Source organism: Pseudomonas sp. Cab53 (genome assembly GCF_018325965.1).
Lineage (GTDB): Bacteria > Pseudomonadota > Gammaproteobacteria > Pseudomonadales > Pseudomonadaceae > Aquipseudomonas > Aquipseudomonas chlororaphis_E.
This window is the reverse complement of sequence record NZ_AP021902.1, coordinates 5,899,212-5,925,297: the sequence shown is the minus strand read 5'-3', so window position 1 is coordinate 5,925,297 and position 26,086 is coordinate 5,899,212. Positions and strand designations below refer to the sequence as shown.

General features: G+C 61.7%; 26 protein-coding genes. 18 read left to right on the top strand and 8 right to left on the bottom strand.

What is annotated here, in order from left to right; genetic code table 11:
• The first annotated feature begins 19 nt into the window (after positions 1-19).
• Positions 20-1,102: a glycine cleavage system aminomethyltransferase GcvT gene (gene gcvT / locus KI241_RS26145; protein WP_042730197.1), complete on the top strand. Its 1,083-nt coding sequence runs from the start codon at positions 20-22 to the stop codon at positions 1,100-1,102.
• Positions 1,103-1,154: 52 nt separating this feature from the next.
• Positions 1,155-1,541: a glycine cleavage system protein GcvH gene (gcvH, locus tag KI241_RS26140; protein ID WP_042730196.1), complete on the top strand. Its 387-nt coding sequence runs from the start codon at positions 1,155-1,157 to the stop codon at positions 1,539-1,541.
• A 140-nt stretch (positions 1,542-1,681) separates the two neighbouring features.
• On the opposite strand, the gene KI241_RS26135 is transcribed toward gcvH, so the two are convergent.
• The 3 genes from KI241_RS26135 to KI241_RS26125 all read right to left on the bottom strand — a co-directional run bounded on the left by KI241_RS26135 (position 1,682) and on the right by KI241_RS26125 (position 4,356).
• A complete protein-coding gene (locus KI241_RS26135) occupies positions 1,682-2,002 on the bottom strand; it encodes a DUF2388 domain-containing protein (RefSeq protein WP_170846005.1) in 321 nt (106 codons plus the stop codon).
• 85 nt (positions 2,003-2,087) lie between these two features.
• Positions 2,088-3,872 (bottom strand): GspE/PulE family protein, encoded by a 1,785-nt coding sequence (locus KI241_RS26130; protein WP_212803133.1) that lies wholly within the window; start codon positions 3,870-3,872, stop codon positions 2,088-2,090.
• 145 nt (positions 3,873-4,017) lie between these two features.
• On the bottom strand, positions 4,018-4,356 hold the full coding sequence (locus tag KI241_RS26125; RefSeq protein ID WP_042730194.1) for a hypothetical protein: 339 nt from the start codon (positions 4,354-4,356) through the stop codon (positions 4,018-4,020).
• Between the two features lie 125 nt (positions 4,357-4,481).
• On the opposite strand from KI241_RS26125, the gene KI241_RS26120 reads away from it, so the two are divergent.
• Positions 4,482-4,952: an Lrp/AsnC family transcriptional regulator gene (locus KI241_RS26120; RefSeq protein ID WP_042730193.1), complete on the top strand. Its 471-nt coding sequence runs from the start codon at positions 4,482-4,484 to the stop codon at positions 4,950-4,952.
• 125 nt (positions 4,953-5,077) lie between these two features.
• Here the strand turns inward: KI241_RS26120 and KI241_RS26115 are convergent, their stop codons facing one another.
• Entirely contained in the window at positions 5,078-6,445 is a 1,368-nt protein-coding gene (locus KI241_RS26115) for a CYTH domain-containing protein (RefSeq protein ID WP_047735812.1), read from the bottom strand.
• A 158-nt stretch (positions 6,446-6,603) separates the two neighbouring features.
• On the opposite strand from KI241_RS26115, the gene argE reads away from it, so the two are divergent.
• The 3 genes from argE to KI241_RS26100 all read left to right on the top strand — a co-directional run bounded on the left by argE (position 6,604) and on the right by KI241_RS26100 (position 11,049).
• Positions 6,604-7,761: an acetylornithine deacetylase gene (gene argE, locus KI241_RS26110; RefSeq protein ID WP_123579207.1), complete on the top strand. Its 1,158-nt coding sequence runs from the start codon at positions 6,604-6,606 to the stop codon at positions 7,759-7,761.
• Positions 7,762-7,893: 132 nt separating this feature from the next.
• Positions 7,894-9,192, top strand: coding sequence for an amino-acid N-acetyltransferase (gene argA, locus KI241_RS26105; RefSeq protein ID WP_042730190.1), 1,299 nt, complete (start codon positions 7,894-7,896; stop codon positions 9,190-9,192).
• A gap of 474 nt (positions 9,193-9,666) precedes the next feature.
• Positions 9,667-11,049, top strand: a complete 1,383-nt coding sequence (locus KI241_RS26100) for an OprD family porin (RefSeq protein ID WP_042730189.1) — start codon at positions 9,667-9,669, stop codon at positions 11,047-11,049.
• Positions 11,050-11,159: 110 nt separating this feature from the next.
• On the opposite strand, the gene KI241_RS26095 is transcribed toward KI241_RS26100, so the two are convergent.
• Both KI241_RS26095 and KI241_RS26090 read right to left on the bottom strand, forming a co-directional pair.
• Positions 11,160-11,588: a DUF86 domain-containing protein gene (locus tag KI241_RS26095; protein WP_042730188.1), complete on the bottom strand. Its 429-nt coding sequence runs from the start codon at positions 11,586-11,588 to the stop codon at positions 11,160-11,162.
• Positions 11,578-11,973 carry a nucleotidyltransferase domain-containing protein gene (locus KI241_RS26090; RefSeq protein WP_042730187.1) on the bottom strand — a complete coding sequence of 132 codons (396 nt, stop codon included), beginning with the start codon at positions 11,971-11,973 and terminating at the stop codon, positions 11,578-11,580. The genes KI241_RS26095 and KI241_RS26090 overlap by 11 nt, the downstream gene beginning before the upstream one ends.
• A gap of 339 nt (positions 11,974-12,312) precedes the next feature.
• On the opposite strand from KI241_RS26090, the gene KI241_RS26085 reads away from it, so the two are divergent.
• From KI241_RS26085 to KI241_RS26045, 9 genes are all read left to right on the top strand, one after another.
• Positions 12,313-12,951: a peroxiredoxin gene (locus KI241_RS26085; RefSeq protein WP_047735814.1), complete on the top strand. Its 639-nt coding sequence runs from the start codon at positions 12,313-12,315 to the stop codon at positions 12,949-12,951.
• A gap of 316 nt (positions 12,952-13,267) precedes the next feature.
• Entirely contained in the window at positions 13,268-13,861 is a 594-nt protein-coding gene (gene ssuE, locus KI241_RS26080; RefSeq protein WP_123579206.1) for an NADPH-dependent FMN reductase, read from the top strand.
• Between the two features lie 91 nt (positions 13,862-13,952).
• Positions 13,953-14,918, top strand: a complete 966-nt coding sequence (locus KI241_RS26075) for a sulfonate ABC transporter substrate-binding protein (RefSeq protein ID WP_212803132.1) — start codon at positions 13,953-13,955, stop codon at positions 14,916-14,918.
• Between the two features lie 25 nt (positions 14,919-14,943).
• The gene (gene ssuD / locus KI241_RS26070) at positions 14,944-16,092 is read left to right on the top strand and encodes an FMNH2-dependent alkanesulfonate monooxygenase (protein ID WP_042730184.1); all 1,149 of its coding nucleotides are present in this window, start codon (positions 14,944-14,946) and stop codon (positions 16,090-16,092) included.
• Positions 16,093-16,099: 7 nt separating this feature from the next.
• Complete coding sequence (ssuC, locus tag KI241_RS26065; RefSeq protein ID WP_123579203.1) at positions 16,100-16,882, top strand: aliphatic sulfonate ABC transporter permease SsuC; 783 nt, start codon at positions 16,100-16,102, stop codon at positions 16,880-16,882.
• Positions 16,879-17,685 (top strand): aliphatic sulfonates ABC transporter ATP-binding protein, encoded by an 807-nt coding sequence (ssuB, locus tag KI241_RS26060; protein WP_042729324.1) that lies wholly within the window; start codon positions 16,879-16,881, stop codon positions 17,683-17,685. Before ssuC ends, ssuB begins: the two co-directional genes overlap by 4 nt.
• A 105-nt stretch (positions 17,686-17,790) precedes the next feature.
• The gene (locus KI241_RS26055; protein WP_003177394.1) at positions 17,791-18,006 is read left to right on the top strand and encodes a TOBE domain-containing protein; all 216 of its coding nucleotides are present in this window, start codon (positions 17,791-17,793) and stop codon (positions 18,004-18,006) included.
• A gap of 188 nt (positions 18,007-18,194) precedes the next feature.
• A complete protein-coding gene (locus KI241_RS26050; protein WP_042729323.1) occupies positions 18,195-18,512 on the top strand; it encodes a hypothetical protein in 318 nt (105 codons plus the stop codon).
• Entirely contained in the window at positions 18,512-19,726 is a 1,215-nt protein-coding gene (locus KI241_RS26045; protein ID WP_042729322.1) for a type II toxin-antitoxin system HipA family toxin, read from the top strand. Before KI241_RS26050 ends, KI241_RS26045 begins: the two co-directional genes overlap by 1 nt.
• Before the next feature lie 12 nt (positions 19,727-19,738).
• Here KI241_RS26045 and KI241_RS26040 read toward each other — a convergent pair whose 3' ends face one another.
• Positions 19,739-20,374, bottom strand: a complete 636-nt coding sequence (locus KI241_RS26040; protein ID WP_042729321.1) for a TetR/AcrR family transcriptional regulator — start codon at positions 20,372-20,374, stop codon at positions 19,739-19,741.
• Positions 20,375-20,701: 327 nt separating this feature from the next.
• A complete protein-coding gene (locus KI241_RS26035) occupies positions 20,702-22,078 on the bottom strand; it encodes a glutamine synthetase family protein (protein ID WP_042729320.1) in 1,377 nt (458 codons plus the stop codon).
• 278 nt (positions 22,079-22,356) lie between these two features.
• On the opposite strand from KI241_RS26035, the gene KI241_RS26030 reads away from it, so the two are divergent.
• Genes KI241_RS26030 through KI241_RS26020 form a run of 3 tightly spaced genes read left to right on the top strand, consistent with a single transcriptional unit; the run spans position 22,357 to position 25,956 of the window.
• Positions 22,357-23,133 (top strand): gamma-glutamyl-gamma-aminobutyrate hydrolase family protein, encoded by a 777-nt coding sequence (locus tag KI241_RS26030; protein WP_042729319.1) that lies wholly within the window; start codon positions 22,357-22,359, stop codon positions 23,131-23,133.
• 40 nt (positions 23,134-23,173) lie between these two features.
• The gene (locus KI241_RS26025; RefSeq protein ID WP_042729318.1) at positions 23,174-24,532 is read left to right on the top strand and encodes a glutamine synthetase family protein; all 1,359 of its coding nucleotides are present in this window, start codon (positions 23,174-23,176) and stop codon (positions 24,530-24,532) included.
• 59 nt (positions 24,533-24,591) lie between these two features.
• Positions 24,592-25,956 carry an aspartate aminotransferase family protein gene (locus KI241_RS26020; protein ID WP_042729317.1) on the top strand — a complete coding sequence of 455 codons (1,365 nt, stop codon included), beginning with the start codon at positions 24,592-24,594 and terminating at the stop codon, positions 25,954-25,956.
• The last annotated feature ends 130 nt before the right edge of the window (positions 25,957-26,086 follow it).

Sequence of the window (26,086 nt, the reverse complement as noted above, 5' to 3'; positions counted from 1 at the left end):
AGCCCGGAAGGAGAAACCCATGGGACAGCGTACGCCTCTGTATGACCTTCATCTCGCCCTCGGCGCGAAGATGGTCGATTTTGGCGGTTGGGATATGCCCTTGCATTATGGCTCGCAGGTCGAGGAACACCATCAGGTGCGACGTGACTGCGGGGTGTTCGATGTATCCCACATGACCGTGATCGATGTCGCCGGTCCCCAGGCCAAGGCCTGGCTGCAGCGTTTGCTGGCCAACGACGTCGATCGCTTGCAGGACACAGGACGTGCCTTGTACAGCAGCATGCTCAATGAGCGCGGCGGTATCGTCGATGACATGATCATCTACCGCGTCGAGAACGGTTACCGGCTGGTCTTCAATGCCTCGACCCGCGACCAGGACCTCGCCTGGATGCAGGCTCAGCTCGGCGCCTACGACGTGCAATTGCACGAGCGCCCCGAGTTGGCGATGCTGGCGATCCAGGGGCCCCATGCGCGACAGAAGATCGCTGAGCTGGTCAGTCAGTCGCGTGGCCAGTTGATCCAGCAACTCAAGCCCTTCGAAGGGCGTGCCGATGGCGAATGGTTCATTGCCCGCACCGGCTATACCGGTGAGGATGGCCTGGAAATCGTCCTGCCCGCCCGCGAGGCCCCAAGCTTCTTCAACGACCTGGTCGGCGCCGGCATTTCCCCCATTGGTCTTGGCGCTCGCGACACCTTGCGCCTGGAGGCCGGCATGAACCTCTACGGCCAGGACATTCACCAGGACGTTTCACCGCTGGCCTCGAACATGGCCTGGAGCATTGCCTGGGAACCGGCGAGCCGCCAATTCATCGGCCGCAGCGCGCTGGAGGCCGAACTCGCGGCCGGCGTGCAGCACAAACTGGTTGGGCTGGTGCTGGAGGAACGGGGTGTCTTGCGCGCCCATCAGGTGGTTCGCATCGCCAATGTTGGCGAAGGGGAGATCACCAGTGGTAGTTTTTCTCCTACGCTTAGCAAGTCGATCGCCCTGGCACGCGTGCCGATGGCCACCGCCGACCGGGCCGAGGTAGAAATTCGTGGCAAGTGGTACCCGGTACGAGTGGTCAAGCCGACCTTCGTCCGCCATGGCAAAACCCTGATCTAACTGTATGCGGCAGGCCGCCGGCCGCTGACACTTTCTCTTGAGGACACAGAATATGAGCGATATCCCTGCCGAACTGCGTTTTGCCGAAAGCCATGAGTGGGCACGCCTGGAAGCCGACGGCACCGTTACCGTCGGCATCTCCGACCACGCCCAGGAAGCCTTGGGTGACGTGGTATTCGTCGAGCTGACAGAAGTCGGCAATGTGTTTGAAGCGGGCGCTCAAGCGGGTGTGGTGGAGTCGGTCAAGGCGGCTTCCGATATCTATTCGCCGATTGCGGGCGAAGTGATTGCCGTCAACGATGAACTGGGCGGTTCGCCCGAGCTGTTGAACTCCGATCCCTACGGCGCCTGGATCTTCAAGCTCAAACCTTCCAACGCCCAGGCCGACCTGGCCAAACTGCTGGATGCCGCGGGCTACAAGGCCGCCATCGGCGAATAACCCCAGGCCTGCTGACCGGCGTCATCGGCAGCCAGACCGCCTTCGCGAGTAAGCTCGCTCCCACAAGGGCGGGGATGCGAGGGAAGCTGCCAGGCAAAAAAATGCCGCTCGATCGAGCGGCATTTTTTATTGGCCAGGTATCAGTCCTGGGCGACGGCGTTTTTCGCCAGGATCGCGTTGGCCAGTTCCATGTCGGTGGCTTGCAGGCCTGGGTTGTCGGCACGGACTTTCTGCATCGCGGCTTCCAGGTAAGGGCCACGGATACCGCCGTCACTGGCGACGAAGCTGCCGGCGTCGTCCTGGGCGGCGACGATCAGCTTGTGATCCTTGAAGGTCAGGTAGGTCGAACCGGTGGTCGCACCGGACGAGATGACGTTACGCCAAAACGTGTCGGCCATTGCCGAGCCAACAGGGAGAGACAGCAAGGCCAGGGTGGCGACAGCAAGTTTGAGACGCATGATAGGTGACTCCACTGGGTTAACTATGACTTTGGATTACCAGCGCCTCGATTCAGTTCCATGACCGCCCGGTCAGGCGTCGTCCGCTTCATCGCTGTTCGCTTTGCGGCGTTACCCGCAATACCTCTTCGACCGTGGTCAGCCCGGCCGCGACTTTTTGCGCGCCGGACAGTCGCAGGCTGCGCATGCCTTCCTTGAACGCCTGGCGGCGTACCGCCAGCAGGTCGGTGTCCGGATGAATCAGCGCCCTGACGCTGTCAGTCAGTTGCATGATCTCGTAGACCCCGGCACGACCCCGGTAACCGGTGTCACGGCACTCCAGGCAGCCGACGGCCCGGTGGGCATTGCCCGGCAATGGTGCCTGCCAGGGGCGTGTCAGGGTTTGCCAATCGTCTTCATCCAGGGTCAAGGGTGCCTTGCATTGAGGGCACAGGGTGCGCACCAGGCGTTGGGCCATGATGCCGAGCACCGTGGCCTTGATCAGGTAATGGGGCACACCCAACTCCAGCAGGCGGCTAATGGCGCTTGGCGCATCGTTGGTGTGCAGGGTCGAGAGCACGAGGTGCCCGGTCAGCGCCGCCTGGATCGCCATTTCGGCGGTCTCCAGGTCGCGGATCTCACCGATCATGATGATGTCCGGGTCCTGCCGCATCAGCGCCCGCACCCCGGCCGCGAACGTCAGGTCGATGTTGTGCTGGACCTGCATCTGGTTGAAGGAGCCCTCGACCATTTCGATCGGGTCCTCGATGGTGCAGAGGTTCACCTCTGGCGTCGCCAGTTTCTTCAGGGTGGTGTAGAGGGTGGTGGTCTTGCCGGAGCCGGTGGGTCCGGTCACCAGGATGATGCCGTTGGGCTGGCGGGTCATGTCCTGCCAGCGACGCAAGTCGTCGGCGGAGAAGCCGAGCTGGTCGAAGTCCTTGAGCAACACTTCCGGGTCGAAGATCCGCATGACCATTTTTTCGCCGAACGCCGTCGGCAGTGTCGACAGGCGCAGTTCCACTTCGCCGCCATCCGGCGTCTTGGTCTTGACCCGGCCGTCCTGGGGCTTGCGCTTCTCGGCGACATTCATCCGCCCCAGGTTCTTCAGGCGGCTGATGATCGCCATCGTCACCTGCGGCGGGAATTGATAGACGGTGTGCAGCACCCCGTCGATGCGAAACCGCACGGTGCCTTGTTCGCGGCGCGGTTCGATGTGGATATCGCTGGCCCGCTGCTGGAAGGCGTACTGGAACAGCCAGTCGACGATGTTGACGATATGGGCATCGTTGGCGTCCGGTTCCTGGTCGCTGGCACCCAGATTGAGCAGTTGTTCGAAATTGGTCAGGTTGCTCGGCTGCTGATCGTGGGTGGCGGCGCCGCTGACCGACTTGGCCAGGCGATAGAACTCCACGCTCAGGCGCTGGATGTCCACCGGGTTGGCGACCACCCGCTGCACCGGCAGCTTGAGCACGTGGGTCAGGTCGGCTTCCCAACTGCTGACGTAGGGCTGGGCGCTGGCCACGGTGACGGCCTCGCGATCGACCGCCAAGGCGAGGATCTTGTGGCGTTGGGCAAAGGCGTAGGACATCAGGGGCGTCACGGCCGCCACGTTGATTTTCAGCGGGTCGATGCGCAGGTACGGCTGGCCGGCCTGCTCGGCCAGCCACAGGGTCAGGCTCTCCAGGTCCAGGCGCTTGCCGGGGCGGCTGAGGTCGTCCAGGTGCTGGTTGGCGATGAACTCCAGTGGATGCAACTGGCTGTTGGCGCCGTGGCGTCGGCGGGCGTTCAGCGCGGTCTCGGCGCAGTCCTGGCTGATGAGGCCCTGGGCGACCAGTTGGCGTAGCAGATCGTTGAGGTCCAGCCAGCGGTCCTGAGTGGCGTGTTTGGTGGACATGCGGGTTCCTATTGGACAATTGCAGCAAAGCCGCGATACAGACGCCTCGGCGTCTTCGCTCGATGTGCAAGAGAATAGTCCTGACGCCATGGACCGTTGGGCCACTACCCGACCAATGCGTTACGAAGTCTTGCCCTGGGGCGGCTCAACCGGCGGCCTGGACCGGCTGAACCCGCGAAATATCAGCCTCTTGCAAATCCACCGAGCACACACTGATCAGGTTTCGTAATTTTTCCGCGAGGACTTGGGCACGGTGCCAGCTCAGCCCCTCCACGACGATGTCCATCGACAGCAGGTCGTCGTGGCGCTCCATGCGCACCTGTTGCGGCGTCAGGCCCTGCAAGGCAAACAAGTTGAGCGCCCGGCACAACAGGTCCGGTTCGGCTTCGCCCAGCAGTTGGTAGTGCACGCGGCAATGGGGGTTGGCGGTGTGCCAGGCGTCGACGCGGCTGGGTAGGGGGGCGATGGCTTCGAGTAATGGCATGTGGATCTCCTTGAGGGCGGGAGAAATATTTACATGCACTGACGGGTATTTCTTATCTAAGATGACCCGATTAAACGCCGGATCGAATGGTTTAATTCTAGAAATTATAAATAGTGGGTTTATTTATGCACAGTGAGCTGGACAGTTACGACCGCCGCATACTGGCGCTGCTCCAGGAGGATGCTTCGCTGTCCAGTGCCCAGGTGGCCGAGCAGGTAGGGTTGTCGCAGTCGCCGTGCTGGCGACGGATCCAGCGGATGAAGGAGGAGGGCATCATCCGCCGCCAGGTGACCCTGCTCGATCGCAAGAAGATCGGGCTTAACACGCAGATCTTCGCCGAAGTCAAACTCAACGCCCACGGACGTTCGAACTTCACCGAGTTCACCGAGGCGATCCGCGGCTTTCCCGAGGTCCTGGAATGCTACGTATTGATGGGGGCGGTGGATTTCCTGCTGCGTATCGTCACGGCTGACATCGAGGCGTATGAGCGATTCTTCTTCGAAAAGCTATCGATGGTGCCGGGGATCCAGGAAGTGAACTCGATCGTCGCGCTTTCGGAGATCAAGTCCACGACGAGTTTGCCAGTGCTGCGCTGAGTTCTGTGGAGGATGTGCTGGCCTCATCGCGAGCAAGCTCGCTCCCACAGTTGATCTTCAGCGGCCACTAGATGTGGTTACCACGCTGAACCCCTGTGGGAGCGAGCTTGCTCGCGATGGCGGCGTCACAGGCGCAGCAAAGTCTTCCAGGCCCGGTTCTGATACACCGCGATCGCCTGCTGCTTGCGCATGTCCAGGGCTTCGTCGGTGATCGGCTGGTTGGCCAGTTGCGCCAGTTTGTTCAGCTCGCCGTAGAGCCGGTCCATCTCCGGGATGTCCAGCACATGGCGGGCGTGGTGCAGCCAGGCCTGGATGCGTTCGATCCGCGGCAGTTGCTCGGCCAGGTCTTCGGGTTGCTGCTGGTAGCGCTGCAGTTGCAGGGACGTGGACTCTTCGCCCAGCAGGCGTGGCAACCAGCTGCCCAGTTGCGCGGCGCCTTGGCGATTGCCGCGGGTGTTGCGCTCGGCGGTCCAACTGCGGGCCAGCAACCAGCGTGACGTGTTCAGGGAGAACAGGCCCCAGCGCGGGTCTTGCAGCTCGTCGAGGAACTGCTCCGGCGCGGCCTTGCGCACGTCTTCGTCGTCCAGGCCGGCCTGGACCAGTGGGCGCCAGTCTTCCAGCAGCGCGTCCAGGGCAATGCGCAAGTCGTGGGTCGATTGACGAGGGGCGGCCTGGCCGAGGCTGCTGAGCAGGGCGCGCATCTCGGCGAGGGTTTCCACCCAGTCCTGCAGCAGGCGCCAGTGGCCATTGAAACGGTATTGCTCGGCCAGGCGCTGGCTGCTGCCCAGTAGGTGCCAGCCCAGCGCGGCGAAGGCGTCGTCCAGCGGCATTTCGGCGCTCAGTTGCGGGGCCGGCAGGCTCAGGGCATAGCTGGCCGCGTCGTGCAGGCGATAGCCGCGCTCGGCCTTGCTGATGTCGCAAGGCATCAAGGGCAGCGTGGCGGCCAGCTCGGCTGCCAGTTCCAGCAGGGCGGCGGGCTCGCCTTCGCGCAGCTCCAGCTCCAGCTCGCAGATTTCTTCCTTCTGCTTGCCGACCACGACATGACCCAGGTCCAGTGCGGCCTCGATGACCACTTTGCCCTTGCCACGGCCCCAGGCAATCTCGGCCCGCTCACGCACGAAATCGGTGGTGAAGATGGCCTTGAGGGTTTTCTTGTCCAGGTCAGCCAGGGACGCGGGCCAGCATTCGCCGTCGAGTTTCTTCACGTCGAGCTTGGCCTTGGGCAGGTGCCAGTCGTATTCATTGCGTTCGGACAGGCCGGCGATGCTCTGGCCGCGGGTCTTGAGGGTCTGGATCACCTCTTCGCCGTCGCGACGCAGGCGCAGCGCGACCTTGGCCTTGGCGAGATCGCGCTCGGGCGTGTCGAAGTACTGGTTCATCAGTTCATGGCGTTCCCAGCCATGCTTGTTGCGTTTTTTCAGCAGCGGGTGCTCGCGCAGGGCTGCCAGGGTCTCGCGGCTGACGCGGAGTTTGATTTCGGTTTCTTTCTGCATGGCCGGAAAATCCAGGGATCGGGTGTGCAGCCGGGGAAGGTGTCTGGCTGCCAAGGTCGTGCAGTGTACAGGACTCATCCGTCCTACGCGCCGCGACGGTTTCTTCCTTGCGCCGGATGGTTCTATGATGAACGTCAATTTGCAAGCCGGAGCCAGCGATGCCTTTGCCGTCCATGAAAGATCAGTTCGCTGCCCTGATCGCCGCGCCGTCAGTCAGTTGTACCCAGCCCGGACTGGACCAGTCCAACAGCGCGGTCATCGAACTGCTGGCGGGCTGGCTCGGCGACCTCGGGTTCTGCTGTGACATCCAGCAGGTCAGCCCTGGCAAGTTCAACCTGCTGGCCAGTTTTGGCAGTGGCCCCGGTGGCCTGGTGCTGGCCGGGCACAGTGACACGGTGCCGTTCGACGGTGCGCTGTGGCAGACCGACCCACTGAAACTGACCGAGGTCGATGGTCGTTGGGTGGGCCTGGGCAGTTGCGACATGAAGGGCTTCTTCGCCCTGGTCATCGAAGCGGTCAAGCCGCTGCTGGACCAGCCGTTCAAGCAGCCGCTGCTGATCCTCGCCACCTGCGACGAAGAAAGCTCGATGGCCGGTGCCCGCGCCCTCGCCGAGGCCGGGCGTCCATTGGGGCGCGCGGCCGTCATCGGCGAGCCGACCGGCCTGCGGCCGATCCGCCTGCACAAGGGCGTGATGATGGAGCGCATCGATATCCTCGGGCGCAGTGGCCATTCTTCCGACCCGAGCCTGGGCCACAGCGCCCTCGAAGCGATGCACGACGCCATGGGCGAATTGCGCGGCCTGCGCCTGCAATGGCAGCGCGAATACCGCAACCCGCAATTCACCGTGCCCCAGCCGACCCTGAACTTCGGTTGCATCCATGGCGGCGACAACCCCAACCGGATCTGCGGCCAGTGTTCCATGGAGTTCGACCTGAGGCCCTTGCCAGGCATGGACCCGCAAGTGCTGCGGGCGGCGATCCAGCAGAAGCTCGACCCCATTGCCGAGCGACACAAGGTCAAGATCGACTATGCGCCGCTGTTCCCCGAGGTGCCGCCGTTCGAACAGGCCGAAGAGGCCGAACTGGTGCGTGTGGCCGAGCGACTCACTGGTCATCGTGCCGAAGCAGTAGCGTTCGGCACCGAAGCGCCTTATCTTCAGCGCCTTGGCTGCGAAACCCTGGTCCTGGGCCCCGGAGATATCGCCTGTGCCCACCAACCGGGCGAGTACCTTGAAATGTCACGTTTGCAACCTACCGTACAACTGCTGCGGCAGCTGATCGGCCATTACTGCCTGACGCCGGCCACCGCCGGCTAAATTGCCCCTGTCCGGGCCCGTATTCATAAGGAGAGCGCGCGTGTCGCCAAGCCTGTTCCGACGATAACCACCAGCCCGCTGTGCGTTCAGTTTGGTCTTTTTTCGGCTGCTATTTATTACAGGCCCAGGTTCATGCCCGAATACGTTAATTGGCTTCGTCACGCTTCGCCCTATATCAATGCCCACCGTGATTGCACCTTCATCGTCATGCTGCCCGGCGACGGGGTGGAGCACCCCAACTTCGGCAACATCGTCCATGACCTCGTGCTCCTGCACAGCCTGGGCGTGCGCCTGGTGCTGGTCCATGGCTCGCGTCCGCAGATCGAGACCCGTCTGGCCGCGCGAGGCCTGACGCCGCACTACCATCACGGCATGCGCATCACCGATGCCGCGACCCTGGAATGCGTGATCGACGCCGTGGGCCAGCTGCGCATCGCCATCGAGGCACGCCTGTCCATGGACATGGCGTCCTCGCCCATGCAGGGCTCGCGGTTGCGGGTCGCCAGCGGCAACCTGGTCACCGCACGGCCCATCGGCGTGCTGGAAGGCGTGGATTACCACCACACCGGCGAAGTGCGCCGGGTCGATCGCAAAGGCATCAACCGCCTGCTGGACGAGCGCTCCATCGTGCTGCTGTCGCCGCTGGGGTATTCACCCACCGGGGAAATCTTCAACCTCGCCTGTGAAGACGTCGCCACCCGGGCCGCCATCGACCTGGCGGCCGACAAGCTGTTGCTGTTCGGCGCCGAGCAGGGGCTGATCGGCGAGGACGGTCGGCTGGTGCGCGAGTTGCGCCCCCAGCAGGTGCCGGCCCACATGCAGCGCCTGGGCAGCGACTACCAGGCCGAATTGCTGGATGCCGCCGCCCAGGCCTGCCGTGGCGGCGTGGCACGCAGCCATATCGTCAGCTACGCCGAGGACGGTGCGCTGCTGGCCGAACTGTTCACCCGCGACGGCAGCGGGACCCTGGTGGCCCAGGAGCAGTTCGAAGTGGTTCGCGAAGCGGCCATCGAAGACGTCGGCGGCTTGCTGGACCTGATCAGCCCGTTGGAAGAACAAGGGATCCTGGTCCGTCGCTCCCGCGAAGTGCTGGAGCGTGAGATCGAACAGTTCAGCGTGGTCGAGCGCGAAGGGATGATCATCGCCTGCGCGGCGTTGTACCAGATCGCCGATTCGGACGCCGGGGAGCTGGCCTGCCTGGCGGTGAACCCGGAATACCGCCACGGTGGCCGGGGTGATGAACTGCTGGAGCGGATCGAGACCCGCGCCCGTGCCCAAGGGCTCAAGACCCTGTTCGTGCTCACCACCCGGACCGCCCACTGGTTCCGCGAGCGCGGTTTCGAACCCAGCAGCGTCGAACGCCTGCCGGCCGCGCGGGCCTCGCTCTACAACTACCAGCGCAACTCGAAAATCTTCGAGAAATCTTTGTAGGGCGCAACGCCCTGATGCCGGGCGTCAGGCTGCAGGCTTTTTGACTTCAGACAAGGAACTGTCTTAAGGAAAGCCATCAAGATTGCAGCCTGAGGCCGTGCTTCGCGCCTGGCCGTGAAAATTTCCCAGGCACGCGGAGCTTGTGGCAGAGCGATCACCGCCCTGAAAAGGTGCAGAAAAAGACCATTCAGTAATCCGTCGACTGGCCGATACGCCGTATCTCAGTTTGACGAAGTTTTGATGGCATCTATATTTCAAAATAATCTGAAAACTGTGGAAACAATTCTTTTTGGAGTTATCCAGAATCCATTATTCTGCGCGCCGGTGTAGCGGGGTTAGACCATGGTCGTAATCACAAATGGTTACGATTGACTTGTCAGTCACGGTCTGGCGCTAATCGCGCATCTGCGGATTCCGGGCATTCGATCCGGCACCCAAAGAAACACAAGAATTAGAAAACGAGAGGAGCGAAGCATGAACAAGTCCACCTTGGCCCTGGCTGTGGCCGTTGGGGTTCTGGCGCAGCAGGCAGGCGCCGCCGGTTTTATCGAAGACAGCAAGGCTACCTTGGGTCTGCGTAACTTCTACATCAACACGGACAACCGTGACTCCGACGCCAACGCCCCTCGCAACAAGGCTAACGGCGTTCAAAGCAAGAGCGAAGAATGGGGCCAGGGTTTTGACCTGCGCTTCATCTCCGGCTACACCCAAGGCACCGTAGGCTTCGGTCTGGATGCCATTGGCCTGCTGGGCATCAAGCTGGATTCGGGCGGCGGTTCCAACGGCGCCACTGCAACCTCCTACGGCGGTACGGTCTTCCCAAGCGAGTCCAACGGCAAGGCTGTCGACAACTACTCCAGCCTGGGCCTGACTGCCAAGGCCAAGATCTCCCAGACTGAACTGAAATTGGGCACCCTGCAGCCAAAACTGCCAGTGATCGTAACCAACGACGGTCGTCTGCTGCCACAAACCTTCCAAGGTGGCCAGATCACTTCCGGCGAGATCAAGGACCTGACGCTGGTCGGCGGTCAGATCGAGCACGCCAAGGGACGTAACTCCAGCAACAACGAAGAGTTGTCCATTGCCGGTGCCAACGCCCACACGGCCGCTGGCCGTGACAGCAACAAGTTCATCTACGGTGGTGGTGACTACAAGATCACCAAGGACCTGACCGCCCAGTACTACTACGGCAACCTGGAAGACTTCTACAAGCAGCACTTCCTGGGTCTGGTTCACAGCTGGGCAATCGGCCCAGGCGTCCTGAAATCCGATCTGCGTTACTTCCACAGCACCGATGACGGCGCCAATGGCCATGATTCGGCTTACTACACCACGGGTGACTACGGTACCGGCATTACCCGCGGCAAAGTCGATAACAACCTGTACAGCGGCCTGTTCCTGTACACCGTGGGTGGACACACCTTCGGTGGTGGCTACCAGGTCAGCAATGGCGACAGCGACTTCCCATGGCTGAACCAGGGTGATGGCTCGTCGGCCTACCTGACCACCGACATGCAAATCGCCAAGTTCGCCCGTGCCGGCGAACGCACCTGGCAGGGTCGCTACTCCTATGACTTCGCCAAGCTGGGCGTACCTGGCCTGACAGCCGGCGTTATCTACCTGCGTGGCGATAACATCGATACCACCGGCCGTGTAGGCGTGGCACAGACCAACCTGTCGGCCACTGGCCGTTCCGAGTGGGAACGTGACATCACCGTCGGCTACGTCGTACCGGAAGGTCCGCTGAAGAACGTTGGCGTCATGTGGAAAAACGCCACCTGGCGCAACGACATCCCAGGTCAGCGCGACCAGGATGAAAACCGCCTGATCGTCAGCTACTCGCTGCCGCTGCTGTAAGCCACGCGTTCGCGTGACGAAAAAAAGCCCCGCCCGGCATGCGCCGGACGGGGCTTTTGCGTTTCGGGTCATCGTGACGGGAGACTTTCTGTCCTGATGCGTCGAGTTGCTTATGGTGCGGGCCGGGTTGCATCTTTGCGCAGAATGAACGCACTGAATGCCAGAAAGTCGTCCAGGTGCCGGGTGATGATCGCGATCATGATCGGCAGTTGCAGGGCCTGGTAATCATGTACGGCGATGTTCCTGAAACCCACCATGTTCTTCATGCTTTTCACCAGGCCTTCCGCCACCCAGCCACCTTGAAAAAGCAACTCGAACACGTCCCGGGCACTTTGCGGGACACCCAGTCGCTCACGGCGAATCAAATGCTGCCCCATGTCCAGCGCCGCTTCACAGGCACGCTGGATATTCAGGATGGCTGAGTCCTGGCGAGTGAAATCCGTGGCGAAGGTGGCAGGGTCCTTGTCATATTCCTCCCGCACTCTGGCCACACAGCGTTCGATACTCGCCGCTTTATTGATCAGGACGTCATCGACCATACACGGTGCCTTCCTTGTGAATATCCTCGAGCAGGCCTGCGCGAGCCGCGTCGAAGGCCGTTTTCTCGCTGAGAATAAAACTCTCGAACAAGCCCGCCTGTACGTCTTTGGCCCACAATCGGCGACCTCGGGTCACGATCTGGTACTGCATCACCGTCGTGGCCCCACGTAGATCAATCAGATCCACCGGACTTCCAGCGATATCGGCCAGGTCTCCCGAAAGCTGCCATAGCAGTACCGGGTCGGCCTGGCCGGCCAGGAGCACCGCCATGTCGACGTCGCTGTCAGGCCCGGCGGTCCCCTGCGCGTGGCTGCCGAACAGGTACACCGCCAGTAAGTCCGGCAGATGATGTTGCAGGTGAGTCAGCAAGGCTTGAGTGTTCATGCCGCCTATCCTAGCCGCTCATCCTGGCATGGGGACAGTGTTTACTCGCCCGGATGGCAAACAGGGCCGACAAAAAAAGCCCCGTTCGGCCTGCGCCGGACGGGGCTTTTGCGTTTCGGGTCAGGCCCACCCCTGTAGCCTTTCCCGAAACTTCTCCTCTTTACAGCAACTCGAGGCCTTCTCGAAACCTCGTCGAGGATGGTGGACCCATAGGTGGGTGCCAGTGAACAGTTTTTTATATTCTTAAAAAGTCTAGCCAAAGCAATATTCATTCTTTTTAAAACGGTCCAAACCGAGGCACAGTCAGGCTCCACAAGAATCTCATCCAGGAGCTTTACCATGAGCCTCAGACTGGGCGACATTGCCCCCGATTTCGAACAGGACTCCAGCGCCGGCAAGATCCGCTTCCACGAGTGGCTCGGTGACAGCTGGGGCGTGCTGTTTTCTCATCCGGCGGACTTCACGCCGGTGTGCACCACCGAGCTGGGCCTGACCGCCAAGCTCAAGGATGAGTTTGCCCAGCGGGGCGTCAAGGCCATTGCCCTGTCGGTGGACCCGGTGGATTCGCATCACAAGTGGATCGAAGACATCAACGAAACCCAGAATACCGTGGTCAACTTCCCGATCCTGGCCGACGCCGATCGCAAGGTCTCCGACCTGTACGACCTGATCCACCCCAACGCCAGCGACACCTTGACCGTGCGCTCACTGTTCGTGATTGACCCGAACAAGAAGATTCGCCTGACCATCACCTACCCGGCCAGCACCGGGCGCAATTTCAACGAGATCCTGCGGGTGATCGATTCCCTGCAACTGACCGACAACTACAAGGTCGCCACGCCGGCCAACTGGCAGGATGGCGATGAAGTGGTGATCGTCCCGTCGCTCAAGGACGAAGAAGAACTCAAGCAGCGTTTCCCCAAGGGCTACCGCGCGGTGAAGCCGTACCTGCGCCTTACCCCGCAGCCCAATCGTTAAATAAGCAGGCAGGCGCCAATGTCTCTTTGTGGGAGCGGGCTTGCTCGCGAAGGCGGTGTATCAGGCGACATTTCTTAACCTGACCTATCGCCTTCGCGAGCAAGCCCGCTCCCACAGTGAAACGCCGTGCACCAAGGGTTTTGGCCGTTTCGACGGCCTTTTTTTATGCCTGGAGGAGCATCGCTTTCATATTCATATAAAGAATAACCAAATGAATAAATATGATTTAAAGATATATGAATCCCCTGTTATGGTTTGCCTCATGCAGCGAGATCGCCCACCGCGAATCGCACGTGACAGTTAAGGAATGGCAGGCATGTTGGTCGTCTCACTCGGTGGCAGCCCCAGCCAGCGCTCACGCTCCGGGGTGTTGCTGGAACGCTCGCAACGTTGGTTGCAGCAGCAAGGTGTGGAAGTGGTCAGTTATCAGGTGCGTGATTTTCCGGCTGAAGACTTGCTCCATGCCCGTTTCGACAGCCCCAAGGTGGTCGACCTGCTCCAGCAGATCGACAGCGCCGACGGCCTGTTGATCGCGACGCCCGTGTACAAGGCGTCTTTTTCCGGCGCGCTGAAGACGCTGCTGGACTTACTGCCGGAGCGAGCGCTCAGCCACAAGGTCGTGCTGCCCATGGCCACCGGAGGCAGCATCGCCCACATGCTGGCGGTGGACTACGCCCTCAAGCCGGTGTTGTCGGCCCTCAAGGCCCAGGAAATGCTCCAGGGGATCTTTGCCGAAGACAGCCAGATCGCCTATGGCGAAGGCACTGCCCAGGCGCAATTGGCACCGGCCCTGCAACAACGCTTGAACGAAGCCCTGGAGCAGTTTTTCAGTGCCATGGCGCGGCGGCCCAGGCCGCTGGACCCACACGTCTTGAATGAACGCCTGTTGAGTGCTCGCTGGAGCATTTGACCCCGTGTAAACCCAGTTTCAACTCACCTTACTCAGCCGCCAACGGCCAAGCAGGTGCAGCCACACCCCCACAGCAAAAAGGAGAGGCGCCATGCGCACTGTCATTTTGCGTCGCGGGCTGGTCGCTCTGTTTGCTGCGGCTGTGTCCTTCGGCGCTATTACCCAGGCTCAAGCCGAGACCTTGCGGATCGGTTATCAGAAGTACGGCACCCTGGTGCTGCTCAAGGCCAAGGGCACCTTGGAAAAACGCCTGGCCGCCCAAGGCGTGGATGTGCAATGGACCGAGTTTCCCGGCGGCCCGCAACTGCTTGAAGGCCTGAACGTCGGCTCCATCGATTTCGGCGTGACCGGCGAAACCCCGCCGGTGTTCGCCCAGGCCGCGGGCGCCGACTTGCTCTACGTGGCGTATGAACCGCCCGCGCCCACCAGCGAGGCGATCCTGGTGCCCAAGGGGTCGCCCATCCAGTCGGTGCAAGACCTCAAGGGCAAGAAAGTCGCGCTGAACAAAGGTTCCAATGTCCACTACCTGCTGGTGCGGGCGTTGGAAGATGCCGGTCTGAAATACACCGACATCCAGACCGTTTTCCTGCCGCCGGCCGACGCCCGTGCCGCATTCGAGCGCGGCAGTGTGCACGCCTGGGTGATTTGGGATCCGTACCAGGCCGCCGCCGAGCAACAGTTGCAGGCACGGACCCTGCGCGACGGCCAGGGCATCGTCGACAACCATCAGTTCTACCTCGCCACCAAGCCCTATGCGCAGCAGCATCCCCAGGTCATCACCGCCCTGGTGGACGAAGTGCGTGCCGTGGGGGAGTGGTCCAAGGCCAATCCTGAAGACGTGACCAAACAGGTGTCGCCACTGCTCGGCCTGCCTGAGCCGATCACCCTGACCTCGATGAAACGCCAGGGGTTCGGTGCCTCGTTCCTCACACCCGACGTGGTGGCAGCCCAGCAGAAAATCGCCGACAGCTTCTACCAACTCAAGCTGATACCCAAGCCCTTGAGCATCAAGGACGTGATCTGGACGCCACCGGCGGCCGTCGCGAACGCGCAGTAATCCGACCCCCTTAGGAGACCACTCCATGAGCCTCAATATTTTCTGGTTCCTGCCCACCCACGGCGATGGCCATTACCTTGGCACCGCCGAAGGCGCCCGCGCCGTCGATCACGGCTACCTGCAACAGATCGCCCAGGCTGCGGACCGGCTGGGTTTCGGTGGCGTGCTGATTCCCACCGGACGCTCCTGCGAAGACTCCTGGCTGGTGGCGGCCTCGTTGATTCCCGTGACTCAGCGCCTGAAGTTCCTCGTTGCCCTGCGCCCCGGGATCATTTCCCCGACGGTGGCGGCGCGGCAGGCCGCAACCCTGGACCGGTTGTCCGGCGGGCGCGCGTTGTTCAACCTGGTGACGGGTGGCGACCCGGACGAACTGGCCGGCGACGGCCTGTTCCTCGACCACGAGGCGCGCTACCAGGCGTCGGTGGAGTTCACTCGCATCTGGCGTCGGGTCCTGGAAGGCGAGACCGTGGATTACGACGGCGAGCACATCAGCGTCAAGGGCGCCAAGTTGCTCTACCCGCCGATCCAGCAACCGCGTCCGCCTTTGTATTTCGGCGGCTCTTCCGAAGCGGCCCAGGACCTCGCCGCCGAACAGGTGGAAATGGTGCTGACCTGGGGCGAACCGCCGGAGGCCGTTGCCCAGAAAATCGAACAGGTCCGGGCCAAGGCTGCCAAGCTGGGCCGCACCGTGCGCTTCGGCATCCGCTTGCACGTGATCGTGCGCGAAACCAATGCCGAGGCCTGGCAGGCCGCCAACCGGTTGATCTCCCACCTGGACGACGACACCATCGCCCGCGCCCAGGCCTCCCTGGCGCGCTTCGACTCGGTGGGCCAGCAACGCATGGCCGCCCTGCACGGTGGTCGGCGCGACAAACTGGAAGTGAGCCCCAACCTCTGGGCCGGTGTCGGCCTGGTTCGCGGTGGTGCCGGCACGGCACTGGTGGGCGATGGCCCGACTGTCGCCGCGCGGGTCAAGGAATACGCCGACCTGGGGATCGATACGTTCATCTTCTCGGGTTATCCACACCTGGAAGAGTCCTATCGCGTGGCGGAACTGTTGTTCCCGCACCTGGACGTGGAGCGCCCGGAACTGCCCAAGAGCCAGGGCTACGTGAGCCCGTTCGGGGAAATGGTCGCCAATGACATTCTCCCCAAAGCCGCCGCACAGAGCTGAGTCGGCCATGAAAAAACTTATCCACAACCTGGCGCCCTGGGCGGTGCCGCTGCTGTTGCTGGCGGTGTGGCAACTGTCGGTATCGGCGGGCTGGCTGTCCACGCGGATCCTGCCGGCACCGGTGGCGGTCATCGAGGCCGGGGTAAACCTGGTGCGCAGCGGCGAGATCTGGACGCACCTGGCCATCAGCGGCTGGCGGGCGGCGGTCGGCTTCGCCATCGGCGGCGGTATCGGCCTGATCCTGGGCTTTATCACTGGCCTGTCGAAATGGGGCGAGCGCCTGTTGGACAGCTCGGTGCAGATGGTCCGCAACGTCCCGCACCTGGCGTTGATTCCCCTGGTGATCCTGTGGTTCGGCATCGACGAGTCGGCGAAGATTTTCCTGGTGGCGCTGGGCACGCTGTTTCCCATCTACCTCAACACCTATCACGGCATCCGTAATGTCGATCCGGCCCTGGTGGAGATGTCCCGCAGCTATGGCTTGTCCGGCTTCAGCCTGTTTCGCCAGGTGATCCTGCCAGGTGCCTTGCCGTCGATCCTGGTGGGGGTGCGGTTTGCACTCGGTTTCATGTGGTTGACGCTGATCGTGGCGGAAACCATCTCGGCCAGTTCCGGCATCGGCTATCTGGCGATGAATGCCCGGGAGTTCCTGCAGACCGACGTGGTGGTGCTAGCGATTCTTCTGTACGCCGTGCTGGGCAAGCTGGCCGACCTTGCCGCCCGCGGGCTGGAACGGGTCTGGTTGCGTTGGCACCCGGCCTACCAAGTGAGCAAGGGAGGTGTCGCATGACGGCCCAACAACCTCCGCGCCTGCTGCGAGGCATCCCGCTGGCGGTGCGCAAGTTGCAGAAAACCTTCGGCACCCGTGCGGTGCTGCGTGATATCGACCTGCATATCCCGGCCGGGCAGTTCGTGGCGGTGGTCGGTCGCAGCGGCTGTGGCAAAAGTACTTTGCTGCGCTTGCTGGCCGGCCTCGACCAACCCAGCGCGGGTCAATTGCTGGCCGGCTCGGCGCCGTTGAGTGCCGTGCAACAGGACACGCGGCTGATGTTCCAGGAGGCGCGCTTGTTGCCCTGGAAAAAAATCATCGACAACGTCGGTCTTGGGCTCAAGGGCAACTGGCGGCCGCAAGCCTTGCAGGCGTTGGAAGCCGTCGGCCTGGCCGACCGTGCCAATGAGTGGCCGGCCGCGCTGTCCGGTGGCCAGAAACAACGCGTGGCCCTGGCCCGGGCGCTGATCCACCAACCGCGCTTGCTGTTGCTCGACGAACCCTTGGGGGCGCTGGACGCCCTGACCCGTATCGAGATGCAGCAGTTGATCGAAAACCTGTGGCAGGCACACGGCTTCACCGTGTTGCTGGTGACTCACGACGTCAGCGAAGCGGTGGCCATCGCCGACCGGGTCATCCTGATCGAAGACGGCCAGATCGGCCTCGACCTGCTCATCGACCTGCCACGTCCACGGGTTCGCGGCTCTCATCGCCTGGCGAGCCTGGAAACCGAAGTGCTCAACCGTGTGCTGTCCTTGCCCGGCCAACCGCCGGAACCCGAACCCGTTTCACCCTTGCCCACGCAGTTGCGTTGGGCGCAATGAAGCCGCTTCAAGCGGCCAGCGACACGCTGCAAGAAGAGGCGCGTGCTTTTCCTTGCAGCTTGTAGCTCGAAGCTTGCAGCTCATTTCGACCCCAGGAGAAATAACATGACTATCAAAGCCATCAACGTGCGCAACCAGTTCAAAGGCACCATCAAGGAAATCGTCGAAGGCGACGTGCTCTCGGAAATCGACGTGCAAACGGCCTCCGGCATCGTCACCTCGGTCATCACCACCCGTTCGGTGAAAGAGCTGGAGCTGGCAATCGGCAGCGAAGTGATCGCCTTCGTCAAATCCACCGAGGTGTCCATCGCCAAGTTGTGAGCGGTGCGTGACCCACGGCCCCGAACGGCGCGAGCCCTTCGGGGCTTTTTTAGCGTCACTAAAAGGCGTTTTATCTAATTTAAAGGGATTTATAAGATCTTTAAGAGTGGACTGTTTTTAACATTTATTCTGTTTAAGCGGTGCTATAGTCCGTTTTATCAAGCATTAGCAGCTTCAGAGCACCGTTTATGTCTGGATTTTTTCCTATTGATTGTGCCGACACGCTCCACGCCATTGGCCTGCTGGTGAAAAGTCGGCGGCTTCAACACCGGCAGCGGCAGAAAGATCTTGCCGCTTCTCTTAAGCTGTCGGAGCGAACAGTGCGCAAAATCGAGGCGGGCGACCCCACTGTGGAGTTGCGCTCATTCATGTTGGTGCTGTGGCAATTGGGGCTGATCCAGGAAGTGTTCCAAAGCCGTCAACAGCTCGAAGCTTCATCCCTTGTATCCACTCAAGCGCCTCGCAACGCTCGTGTACGCCTGGCCAGTGTAAAGGGAGAATTCTGATGGCCAGGGCCTACATTTATGTTGAAGACCCTCAGACTGGAGAGATCCGCACGCTGGGGCGATTGAGCATCGATAATGGTCGGGGCGAGTTCAGCTACGACCCGGAGTATGTTGCCCAGCATCGTTGGGTGCCAGATCCCATCCGTTATCCGTTGCGCATCCAGCCTTTTACCGGCATTGCCACCAACCGCGGTGTGCCCGGTTTCATCAATGATTCAATGCCCGACGGCTGGGGCGAGCGTGTCTTGAGAGACCTTCATCGAGCGGATCTGGAGGCTGTCGATTACCTGCTCAAGTCCCCCAACAACGATCGCGCCGGCAACCTCATGGCCGGGATAAGCCGGCATCCACCCGTTGGCATCGGCCAGGAAGCGCTGCCCTCCCTTAAGGGGTTGTCTGCATTCATCGAGGCCACCGAAGCGATCTTCGATAACCAACTGGATGATGAGGCGATCAAAACCCTCCAGTTGCGCAAACAACGTTCATCGCTGGGGGGCGCAAGGCCCAAGCGTACATTACACGATGAGGGCGTCTTCATTCTTGCCAAGCCCCGTGATCGCTATGACACCTGTGATGTCCCGGCCATGGAACATGCCTGCATGACATTCGCTTCGCTCAAGGGACTGAATGTCGCGAAAACTGCGCTGTACCTCGGTGCGCCCTCGACGTTGCTGGTCAAACGATTCGACCGATTTCCGATTGCCGAGTCCGGCCGTCGGATACCGATGCTGAGCGGGCTGACGCTCCTGGATGCCGATTGGCGATCCAATGATCGCAGCGCCTGGGTGTATGCCGGGCTTGCCAACGAGATGCAGCGTCGCGGGGTGCCGGATGATGACTTGCGTGAACTGTTCAAGCGCATGTGTTTCAACGCCCTGGTGGGCAATGACGATGATCACCCGAAGAATCACGCCATTCTCTGGCTCGAGGGACGCTGGCGGTTGGCTCCGATGTATGACGTAGTCCCGGGACTGGAGGGTTCGTCACCACCCTACCTTTCGATGGCGGTTGGTCGCAGTGGGCGAGTGATCAGTCGAGAGAACCTGCTCAGCCATTGCCTGCACTTTGCCTTGACGCCAGAGCAGGCCACCGATGTCCTGGATGAAGTGATCAGTTGGGAGGCAGAGCTTGGCGCGCATTACGCCAGCCATTTGACGGGTGCTGAGTTGGAACTCGGTGTGAGCGCGATAGGCGCTAAACGTATGAAAAGCTGATGACTGAGGGGATCAGGCTGTTTCTCGCTTGGGCAGATACGGCGGCAGGTACAGGCCCAGGTACGCGTCGAACACTCGCATGCCTTCTTCGGCCATGCGTGGGGTGATCTGCCCGTGTTGCTGCACCGAGCGGGCGTAGACGCGGTCGCCCAGTTCCATGGCCAGGGCGAACACGTCGACGTCGGTGGGCAGGGCCGGCAGGGCGAAATGGCGGTCGAAGAGCTTGTGCATCAGGTCGCCGAGTTCGAGGTCGTGCTGGCGGTCGGCCTGGGTGACCTCGGTCAGGCCATGCTGGGCCAGGATCAATTGGCGGGCGGCGGCGTCCTGGCCATAGATGGTGAGCATGCGCTGTTCCACCAGCCGTGACAGGTCGTGCCAGTGGTTCAGGGCGTCATGGTCGATGGGGGCTTGCAGGCAGGCGCGGAACGCGGCGTGGACATCGGCGGTCAGGGCTTCGAGCAGGGCAGGGACGCTGGCGAAGAAGTGATACACGGAGGACGGGGGAATCCCGGCGCGTTCAGCGACGCTGTAGATCGACAGGCTGGCCACGCCTTCGGCGGCAAGCAGCGTGCGGGCGGCGTCGAGAATCGAGTCGATCCGGGCCTGGCTGCGTGCGCGGGGTTTGCGAGGGGTGGCGGTGCGCGTCATGGGTGGCTCCTGCGGGACTGCGGGCATTGTACGCAGAGCGAGCGGAGGGTCCATAGCGGCGCTTGTGAGGAAAAGAAACCTGTGGCGAGGGAGTTTGCTCCCGCTGGGCTGCGCAGCAGCCCCGACGTCAGTCACTGCGGTGCTTCAAGTTGATCGCTCAAGCCTTTTTTGGGGCTGCTGCGCAGCCCAGCGGGAGCAAGCTCCCTCGCCACGGTCTTGCGTCTAGCCGGACCATTGTGGAGGCAGCCAATTCATCATCTGGGCTGAACAGCCATAAAAAACGCCGCAGCCCGTGAAGGCCTGCGGCGTTTTCTCTACCGCAACCGCTTACACGGTATGCAGGTACCAGTTGTATTCAAGGTCGGAGATGGAGTGTTCGAACTCCTCCAGCTCGCTTTCCTTGCAGGCCACGAAGATATCGATGTATTTCGGGTCGATGTACTTGGCCATGACTTCGCTGTCGTCCAGCTCGCGCAGGGCATCGCGCAGGTTGTTCGGCAGGCTTTGCTCGTTCTGCTCGTAGCTGTTGCCTTCGACCGGAGCACCCGGCTCGATCTTGTTGACCAGGCCATGGTGCACGCCAGCCAGCACGGAGGCCATCAGCAGGTATGGGTTGGCGTCGGCGCCGGCCACACGGTGTTCCAGGCGCACGGCATCGGCAGCGCCGGTCGGTACGCGCAAGGCCACGGTGCGGTTGTCCAGGCCCCAGGTCGGCGAGTTCGGCACGTAGAACTGGGCGCCGAAACGGCGGTAGGAGTTGACGTTCGGGCAGAGGAAGGCCATCTGCGCGGGCAGGGTCTCGAGCACACCGCCGATCGCGTGACGCAGCGCGGCGTTCTGCTCGGGATCCTCGCTGGCAAAGATGTTCTTGCCGTCTTTGTCCAGGACCGAAATGTGAACGTGCAGACCATTGCCCGCCTGGCCTGGGTACGGCTTGGCCATGAAGGTGGTGTCCATTTCATGGTCGTAGGCGATGTTCTTGATCAGGCGCTTGAGCAGGACCGCATAGTCGCAGGCCTTGATCGGGTCGGCGACGTGGTGCAGGTTCACTTCGAACTGCGCCGGGGCACTTTCCTTGACGATGGCGTCGGCGGGAATGCCTTGTTCCTTGGCGCCTTCGAGGATGTCCTGGAGGCAATCGACATATTCGTCGAGGTCGTCAATAAGGTAGACCTGGGTCGAATGCGGACGCTTGCCGGAGATGGGGGAGCGGGGCGGTTGTGGGCGTCCATTCACGTTCTCCTGGTCGATCAGGTAGAACTCCAACTCGAACGCGGCGCAGATGGTCAGGCCCAGCTCATCGAACTTGGTCACGACCTGGCGCAGGACCTCGCGGGGGTCGGCGAAGAACGGCTCGCCTTCGAGCTCGTGCATGGTCATCAGCAGTTGCGCGGTGGGGCGCTTTTGCCAGGGCTCATTGCTCAGGGTGCCGGGGATGGGGTAGCAGATCCGGTCGGCATCGCCGATGTCCAGGCCCAGGCCGGTGCTTTCCACCGTCGAGCCATTGATGTCCAGGGCAAACAGGGAGGCCGGCAGGTTGATGCCTTTCTCGTAAACCTTGTGGAGGCTGGTGCGTTCGATGCGCTTGCCGCGCACCACACCATTCATATCCGCAATCAGAAGGTCAACGTACAGAACCTCAGGATGTTCCTTAAGGAACGCGTTCGCTTCGTTAAGCTGAACGGCACGCGGGGGTACCGACATGATGCAACACCTTTGTTGTTAAAAATATCAATCATTGATCTCTTCGAAAGCCAGTCAACCCGAACGGCATGCCGAAGTCAAGCAGGGCCTTTTTTGCCCTAAAAAAGCACTCGTGGGGCTTTTTTGAGGCAATTTAGGGCGTTTTTTTCCCTTTGAAGGTCGTGTCGACCGCGGGCTTGAGCGGGCCGTGTTGTATTTTTTACGGGGGTGTTGTGTAAAAAAATGAACAAGGCTAAGCTCGATTCAAACCCATAACAGCAATAATACCGGGGTGCTTCATGTCTCGCCTGCCGTTAATCGGCGTCACCACCTGCTCCAGGCAGTTGGGCCTGCATGCGTATCACATCAGCGGCGATAAATATTCCCGGGCTGTCGCGACAGCCGCCAAGGGCTTGCCCATGCTGATTGCGTCCCTGGCGGATCTGTTCTCCCCGTCCGTTATTCTGGACGCCCTGGACGGTATTCTCTTTACCGGCTCTCCTTCCAATGTAGAACCTTTTCACTACCATGGCCCTGCCAGTGCGCCGGGCACTGCTCATGATCCTGCACGCGATGCCACCACCCTGCCGCTGATCCGCGCCGCCGTCGAGGCAGGCGTCCCGGTGCTGGGGATCTGCCGCGGTTTCCAGGAAATGAACGTAGCCTTTGGCGGTAGCCTGCATCAGAAAGTTCATGAAGTCGGAACCTTTATCGATCATCGTGAAGACGACACCCAGCCGGTGGCGATCCAGTACGGCCCGGCCCATGCCGTGCATATCCAGCCCGGCGGCGTGCTGGCGGGCCTGGGCCTGCCGCCGGTGATCGACGTCAACTCCATCCACAGCCAGGGCATCGAGCGACTGGCGCCGGGATTGCGGGTTGAAGCGAGGGCGCCGGATGGCCTGATCGAAGCCGTTTCGGTTATACAAGGCAAGGCTTTTGCTTTAGGAGTGCAGTGGCACCCCGAATGGGCGGTAAGCTCTAACCCGCACTACCTTGCGATTTTCCAGGCATTTGGCGATGCCTGCCGAGCAAGGGCAATACAACGCGACGCCGATGCGTCAAACAACGCCTGACGACTAATAGCAGTCAGGAAACTCACGCCTAGAGGCATTTATGAGTAACAACCTCGACCAGCTCACCGATTGGTTGAAAGACCACAAGATCACAGAAGTCGAATGCATGATTGGCGACCTGACCGGTATCACCCGGGGCAAGATCTCGCCGACCAACAAGTTCATTGCCGAAAAAGGCATGCGCCTGCCCGAGAGCGTCCTGCTCCAGACCGTGACAGGCGACTATGTCGAAGACGACATCTATTACGAACTGCTCGATCCTGCCGACATCGACATGATATGCCGCCCGGACGAGAACGCCGTCTTCCTTGTGCCCTGGGCCATCGAGCCCACTGCCCAGGTCATCCACGATTCCTACGACAAGCAGGGCAACCCGATCGAGCTGTCGCCGCGCAACGTGCTCAAGAAGGTGCTCAAGCTGTACGCCGACAAAGGCTGGCAGCCGATCGTCGCGCCGGAGATGGAGTTCTACCTGACCAAGCGCAGCGACGACCCGGACTTCCCGCTGCAACCGCCTGTTGGCCGCTCCGGCCGCCCGGAAACCGGGCGCCAGTCGTTCTCGATCGAGGCCGCCAACGAATTCGACCCGCTGTTCGAGGACGTCTACGACTGGTGCGAGTTGCAGGAGCTGGACCTCGACACCCTGATCCACGAGGACGGCACGGCGCAGATGGAAATCAACTTCCGTCATGGCGACGCCCTGTCCCTGGCCGACCAGATCCTGGTGTTCAAGCGCACCATGCGCGAGGCGGCGCTCAAGCACAACGTGGCCGCGACCTTCATGGCCAAACCCATGACCGGCGAGCCGGGCAGTGCAATGCACCTGCACCAGAGCATCATCGACAAGGACACCGGCAAGAACGTCTTCTCCAATGAAGACGGGACCATGAGCGAGCTGTTCCTGCACCACATCGGCGGCTTGCAGAAGCTCATCCCCGAGCTGCTGCCGCTGTTCGCCCCCAACGTCAACTCGTTCCGCCGCTTCCTGCCGGATACCTCGGCGCCCGTGAACGTGGAGTGGGGCGAAGAAAACCGCACCGTCGGCCTGCGCGTGCCGGATGCCGGGCCACAGAACCGTCGGGTGGAAAACCGCCTGCCGGGCGCCGACGCCAACCCGTACCTGGCCATTGCCGCGAGCCTGCTGTGCGGTTTCATCGGCATGGTCGAAGGCATCAACCCGAGTGCGCCGGTGGTGGGACGGGGTTACGAACGCCGGAACCTGCGCCTGCCGCTGACCATCGAAGATGCGTTGGAGCGCATGGAAAACAGCGCCACCATCGAGAAATACCTGGGCAAGAAATTCATCACGGGCTACGTCGCGGTCAAGCGGGCCGAGCATGAAAACTTCAAGCGCGTCATCAGTTCGTGGGAGCGGGAATTCCTGCTCTTTGCCGTCTGAAGCGCCGGGCGGGGCTGCCGCGCCAGCCTCGCCCCCACCGATACGAAAGGAGAATCCGCATGACCGGCAACAACCCGCAAACCCGCGAATGGCAGGCCCTGAGCAACGATCATCACCTGGCGCCGTTCAGCGACTTCAAGCAACTCAAGGAGAAAGGCCCGCGCATCATCACCCGCGCCAAGGGCGTCTACCTCTGGGACAGCGAAGGCAACCAGATCCTCGATGGCATGGCCGGCCTCTGGTGCGTGGCCGTCGGTTACGGCCGTGATGAACTGGCCGACGCCGCCAGCCGGCAGATGCGCGAACTGCCGTACTACAACCTGTTCTTCCAGACCGCTCACCCGCCGGTGCTGGAGCTGTCCAAGGCCATCGCCGATATCGCCCCTGAAGGCATGAACCATGTGTTCTTCACCGGCTCCGGCTCCGAAGGCAACGACACCATGCTGCGCATGGTTCGCCATTACTGGGCGATCAAGGGCCAGCCGAACAAGAAAGTCATCATCAGCCGCAAGAACGGCTATCACGGTTCGACCGTGGCCGGCGCGAGCCTGGGCGGCATGACCTACATGCACGAGCAGGGCGACCTGCCGATCCCGGGCATCGTCCACATCGCCCAGCCCTATTGGTTCGGCGAAGGCGGCGACATGAGCCCGGAGGCCTTCGGCGTGTGGGCGGCCGACCAACTGGAAGCCAAGATCCTGGAGGTCGGCGTGGACAACGTCGGTGCGTTCATCGCCGAGCCGATCCAAGGCGCGGGCGGCGTGATCGTTCCGCCGGACAGCTACTGGCCGCGGGTGAAGGAAATCCTCGCTAAGTACGACATCCTGTTCGTGGCCGACGAAGTGATCTGCGGTTTTGGCCGCACCGGGGAATGGTTCGGCACCGATCATTTCGGCTTGAAGCCGCACATGATGACCATCGCCAAGGGCCTGACCTCCGGCTACATCCCCATGGGCGGGCTGATCGTGCGTGACGATGTGGTCGACGTGCTCAATGAAGGGGGCGACTTCAACCACGGCTTCACCTACTCCGGTCACCCGGTGGCCGCCGCGGTGGCCCTGGAGAACATTCGCATCCTGCGCGAAGAAAAGATCATCGAGCGCGTCCACAACGAAACGGCACCCTATTTGCAGAAGCGTTTGCGGGAACTGAACGATCATCCGCTGGTGGGTGAGGTCCGGGGTGTCGGCCTGCTGGGGGCAATCGAACTGGTTCAGGACAAGGCCACGCGCAAGCGCTATGAAGGTCGGGGCGTGGGCATGATCTGCCGGCAGTTCTGCTTCGACAACGGGCTGATCATGCGTGCGGTGGGCGACACCATGATCATTGCGCCGCCACTGGTGATCAGCAAGGCCGAGATCGACGAACTGGTGACCAAGGCGCGGCAGTGCCTGGACCTGACCCTCAGTGCGTTGCAAGGCTAAGTGCTAGGCTCTGAGCGAGGCGCTTACAAGGGCCTCGCCCAGTGCGAACAAAAGGCCGGGCTTGTGTTGAAAGCCTGCCCTGTAACTTGCCAGACTACCGACTGTTCAAGTTGCCCGCGAGCCGGCTACT

Bases quoted from the DNA above. Each gene is read 5' to 3' on its own strand.
- KI241_RS26035 (WP_042729320.1), bottom strand. From the start codon at position 22,078: ATGTCGGTACCCCCGCGTGCCGTTCAGCTTAACGAAGCGAACGCGTTC.
- KI241_RS26100 (WP_042730189.1), top strand. From the start codon at position 9,667: ATGAACAAGTCCACCTTGGCCCTGGCTGTGGCCGTTGGGGTTCTGGCG.
- KI241_RS26020 (WP_042729317.1), top strand. From the start codon at position 24,592: ATGACCGGCAACAACCCGCAAACCCGCGAATGGCAGGCCCTGAGCAAC.
- ssuD (WP_042730184.1), top strand. From the start codon at position 14,944: ATGAGCCTCAATATTTTCTGGTTCCTGCCCACCCACGGCGATGGCCAT.
- gcvH (WP_042730196.1), top strand. From the start codon at position 1,155: ATGAGCGATATCCCTGCCGAACTGCGTTTTGCCGAAAGCCATGAGTGG.
- argE (WP_123579207.1), top strand. From the start codon at position 6,604: ATGCCTTTGCCGTCCATGAAAGATCAGTTCGCTGCCCTGATCGCCGCG.
- KI241_RS26025 (WP_042729318.1), top strand. From the start codon at position 23,174: ATGAGTAACAACCTCGACCAGCTCACCGATTGGTTGAAAGACCACAAG.
- KI241_RS26130 (WP_212803133.1), bottom strand. From the start codon at position 3,872: ATGTCCACCAAACACGCCACTCAGGACCGCTGGCTGGACCTCAACGAT.
- KI241_RS26125 (WP_042730194.1), bottom strand. From the start codon at position 4,356: ATGCCATTACTCGAAGCCATCGCCCCCCTACCCAGCCGCGTCGACGCC.
- KI241_RS26090 (WP_042730187.1), bottom strand. From the start codon at position 11,973: ATGAACACTCAAGCCTTGCTGACTCACCTGCAACATCATCTGCCGGAC.
- KI241_RS26120 (WP_042730193.1), top strand. From the start codon at position 4,482: ATGCACAGTGAGCTGGACAGTTACGACCGCCGCATACTGGCGCTGCTC.
- ssuC (WP_123579203.1), top strand. From the start codon at position 16,100: ATGAAAAAACTTATCCACAACCTGGCGCCCTGGGCGGTGCCGCTGCTG.
- KI241_RS26115 (WP_047735812.1), bottom strand. From the start codon at position 6,445: ATGCAGAAAGAAACCGAAATCAAACTCCGCGTCAGCCGCGAGACCCTG.
- ssuE (WP_123579206.1), top strand. From the start codon at position 13,268: ATGTTGGTCGTCTCACTCGGTGGCAGCCCCAGCCAGCGCTCACGCTCC.
- KI241_RS26045 (WP_042729322.1), top strand. From the start codon at position 18,512: ATGGCCAGGGCCTACATTTATGTTGAAGACCCTCAGACTGGAGAGATC.
- KI241_RS26030 (WP_042729319.1), top strand. From the start codon at position 22,357: ATGTCTCGCCTGCCGTTAATCGGCGTCACCACCTGCTCCAGGCAGTTG.
- KI241_RS26050 (WP_042729323.1), top strand. From the start codon at position 18,195: ATGTCTGGATTTTTTCCTATTGATTGTGCCGACACGCTCCACGCCATT.
- KI241_RS26040 (WP_042729321.1), bottom strand. From the start codon at position 20,374: ATGACGCGCACCGCCACCCCTCGCAAACCCCGCGCACGCAGCCAGGCC.
- KI241_RS26055 (WP_003177394.1), top strand. From the start codon at position 17,791: ATGACTATCAAAGCCATCAACGTGCGCAACCAGTTCAAAGGCACCATC.
- KI241_RS26085 (WP_047735814.1), top strand. From the start codon at position 12,313: ATGAGCCTCAGACTGGGCGACATTGCCCCCGATTTCGAACAGGACTCC.
- KI241_RS26095 (WP_042730188.1), bottom strand. From the start codon at position 11,588: ATGGTCGATGACGTCCTGATCAATAAAGCGGCGAGTATCGAACGCTGT.
- gcvT (WP_042730197.1), top strand. From the start codon at position 20: ATGGGACAGCGTACGCCTCTGTATGACCTTCATCTCGCCCTCGGCGCG.
- argA (WP_042730190.1), top strand. From the start codon at position 7,894: ATGCCCGAATACGTTAATTGGCTTCGTCACGCTTCGCCCTATATCAAT.
- ssuB (WP_042729324.1), top strand. From the start codon at position 16,879: ATGACGGCCCAACAACCTCCGCGCCTGCTGCGAGGCATCCCGCTGGCG.
- KI241_RS26075 (WP_212803132.1), top strand. From the start codon at position 13,953: ATGCGCACTGTCATTTTGCGTCGCGGGCTGGTCGCTCTGTTTGCTGCG.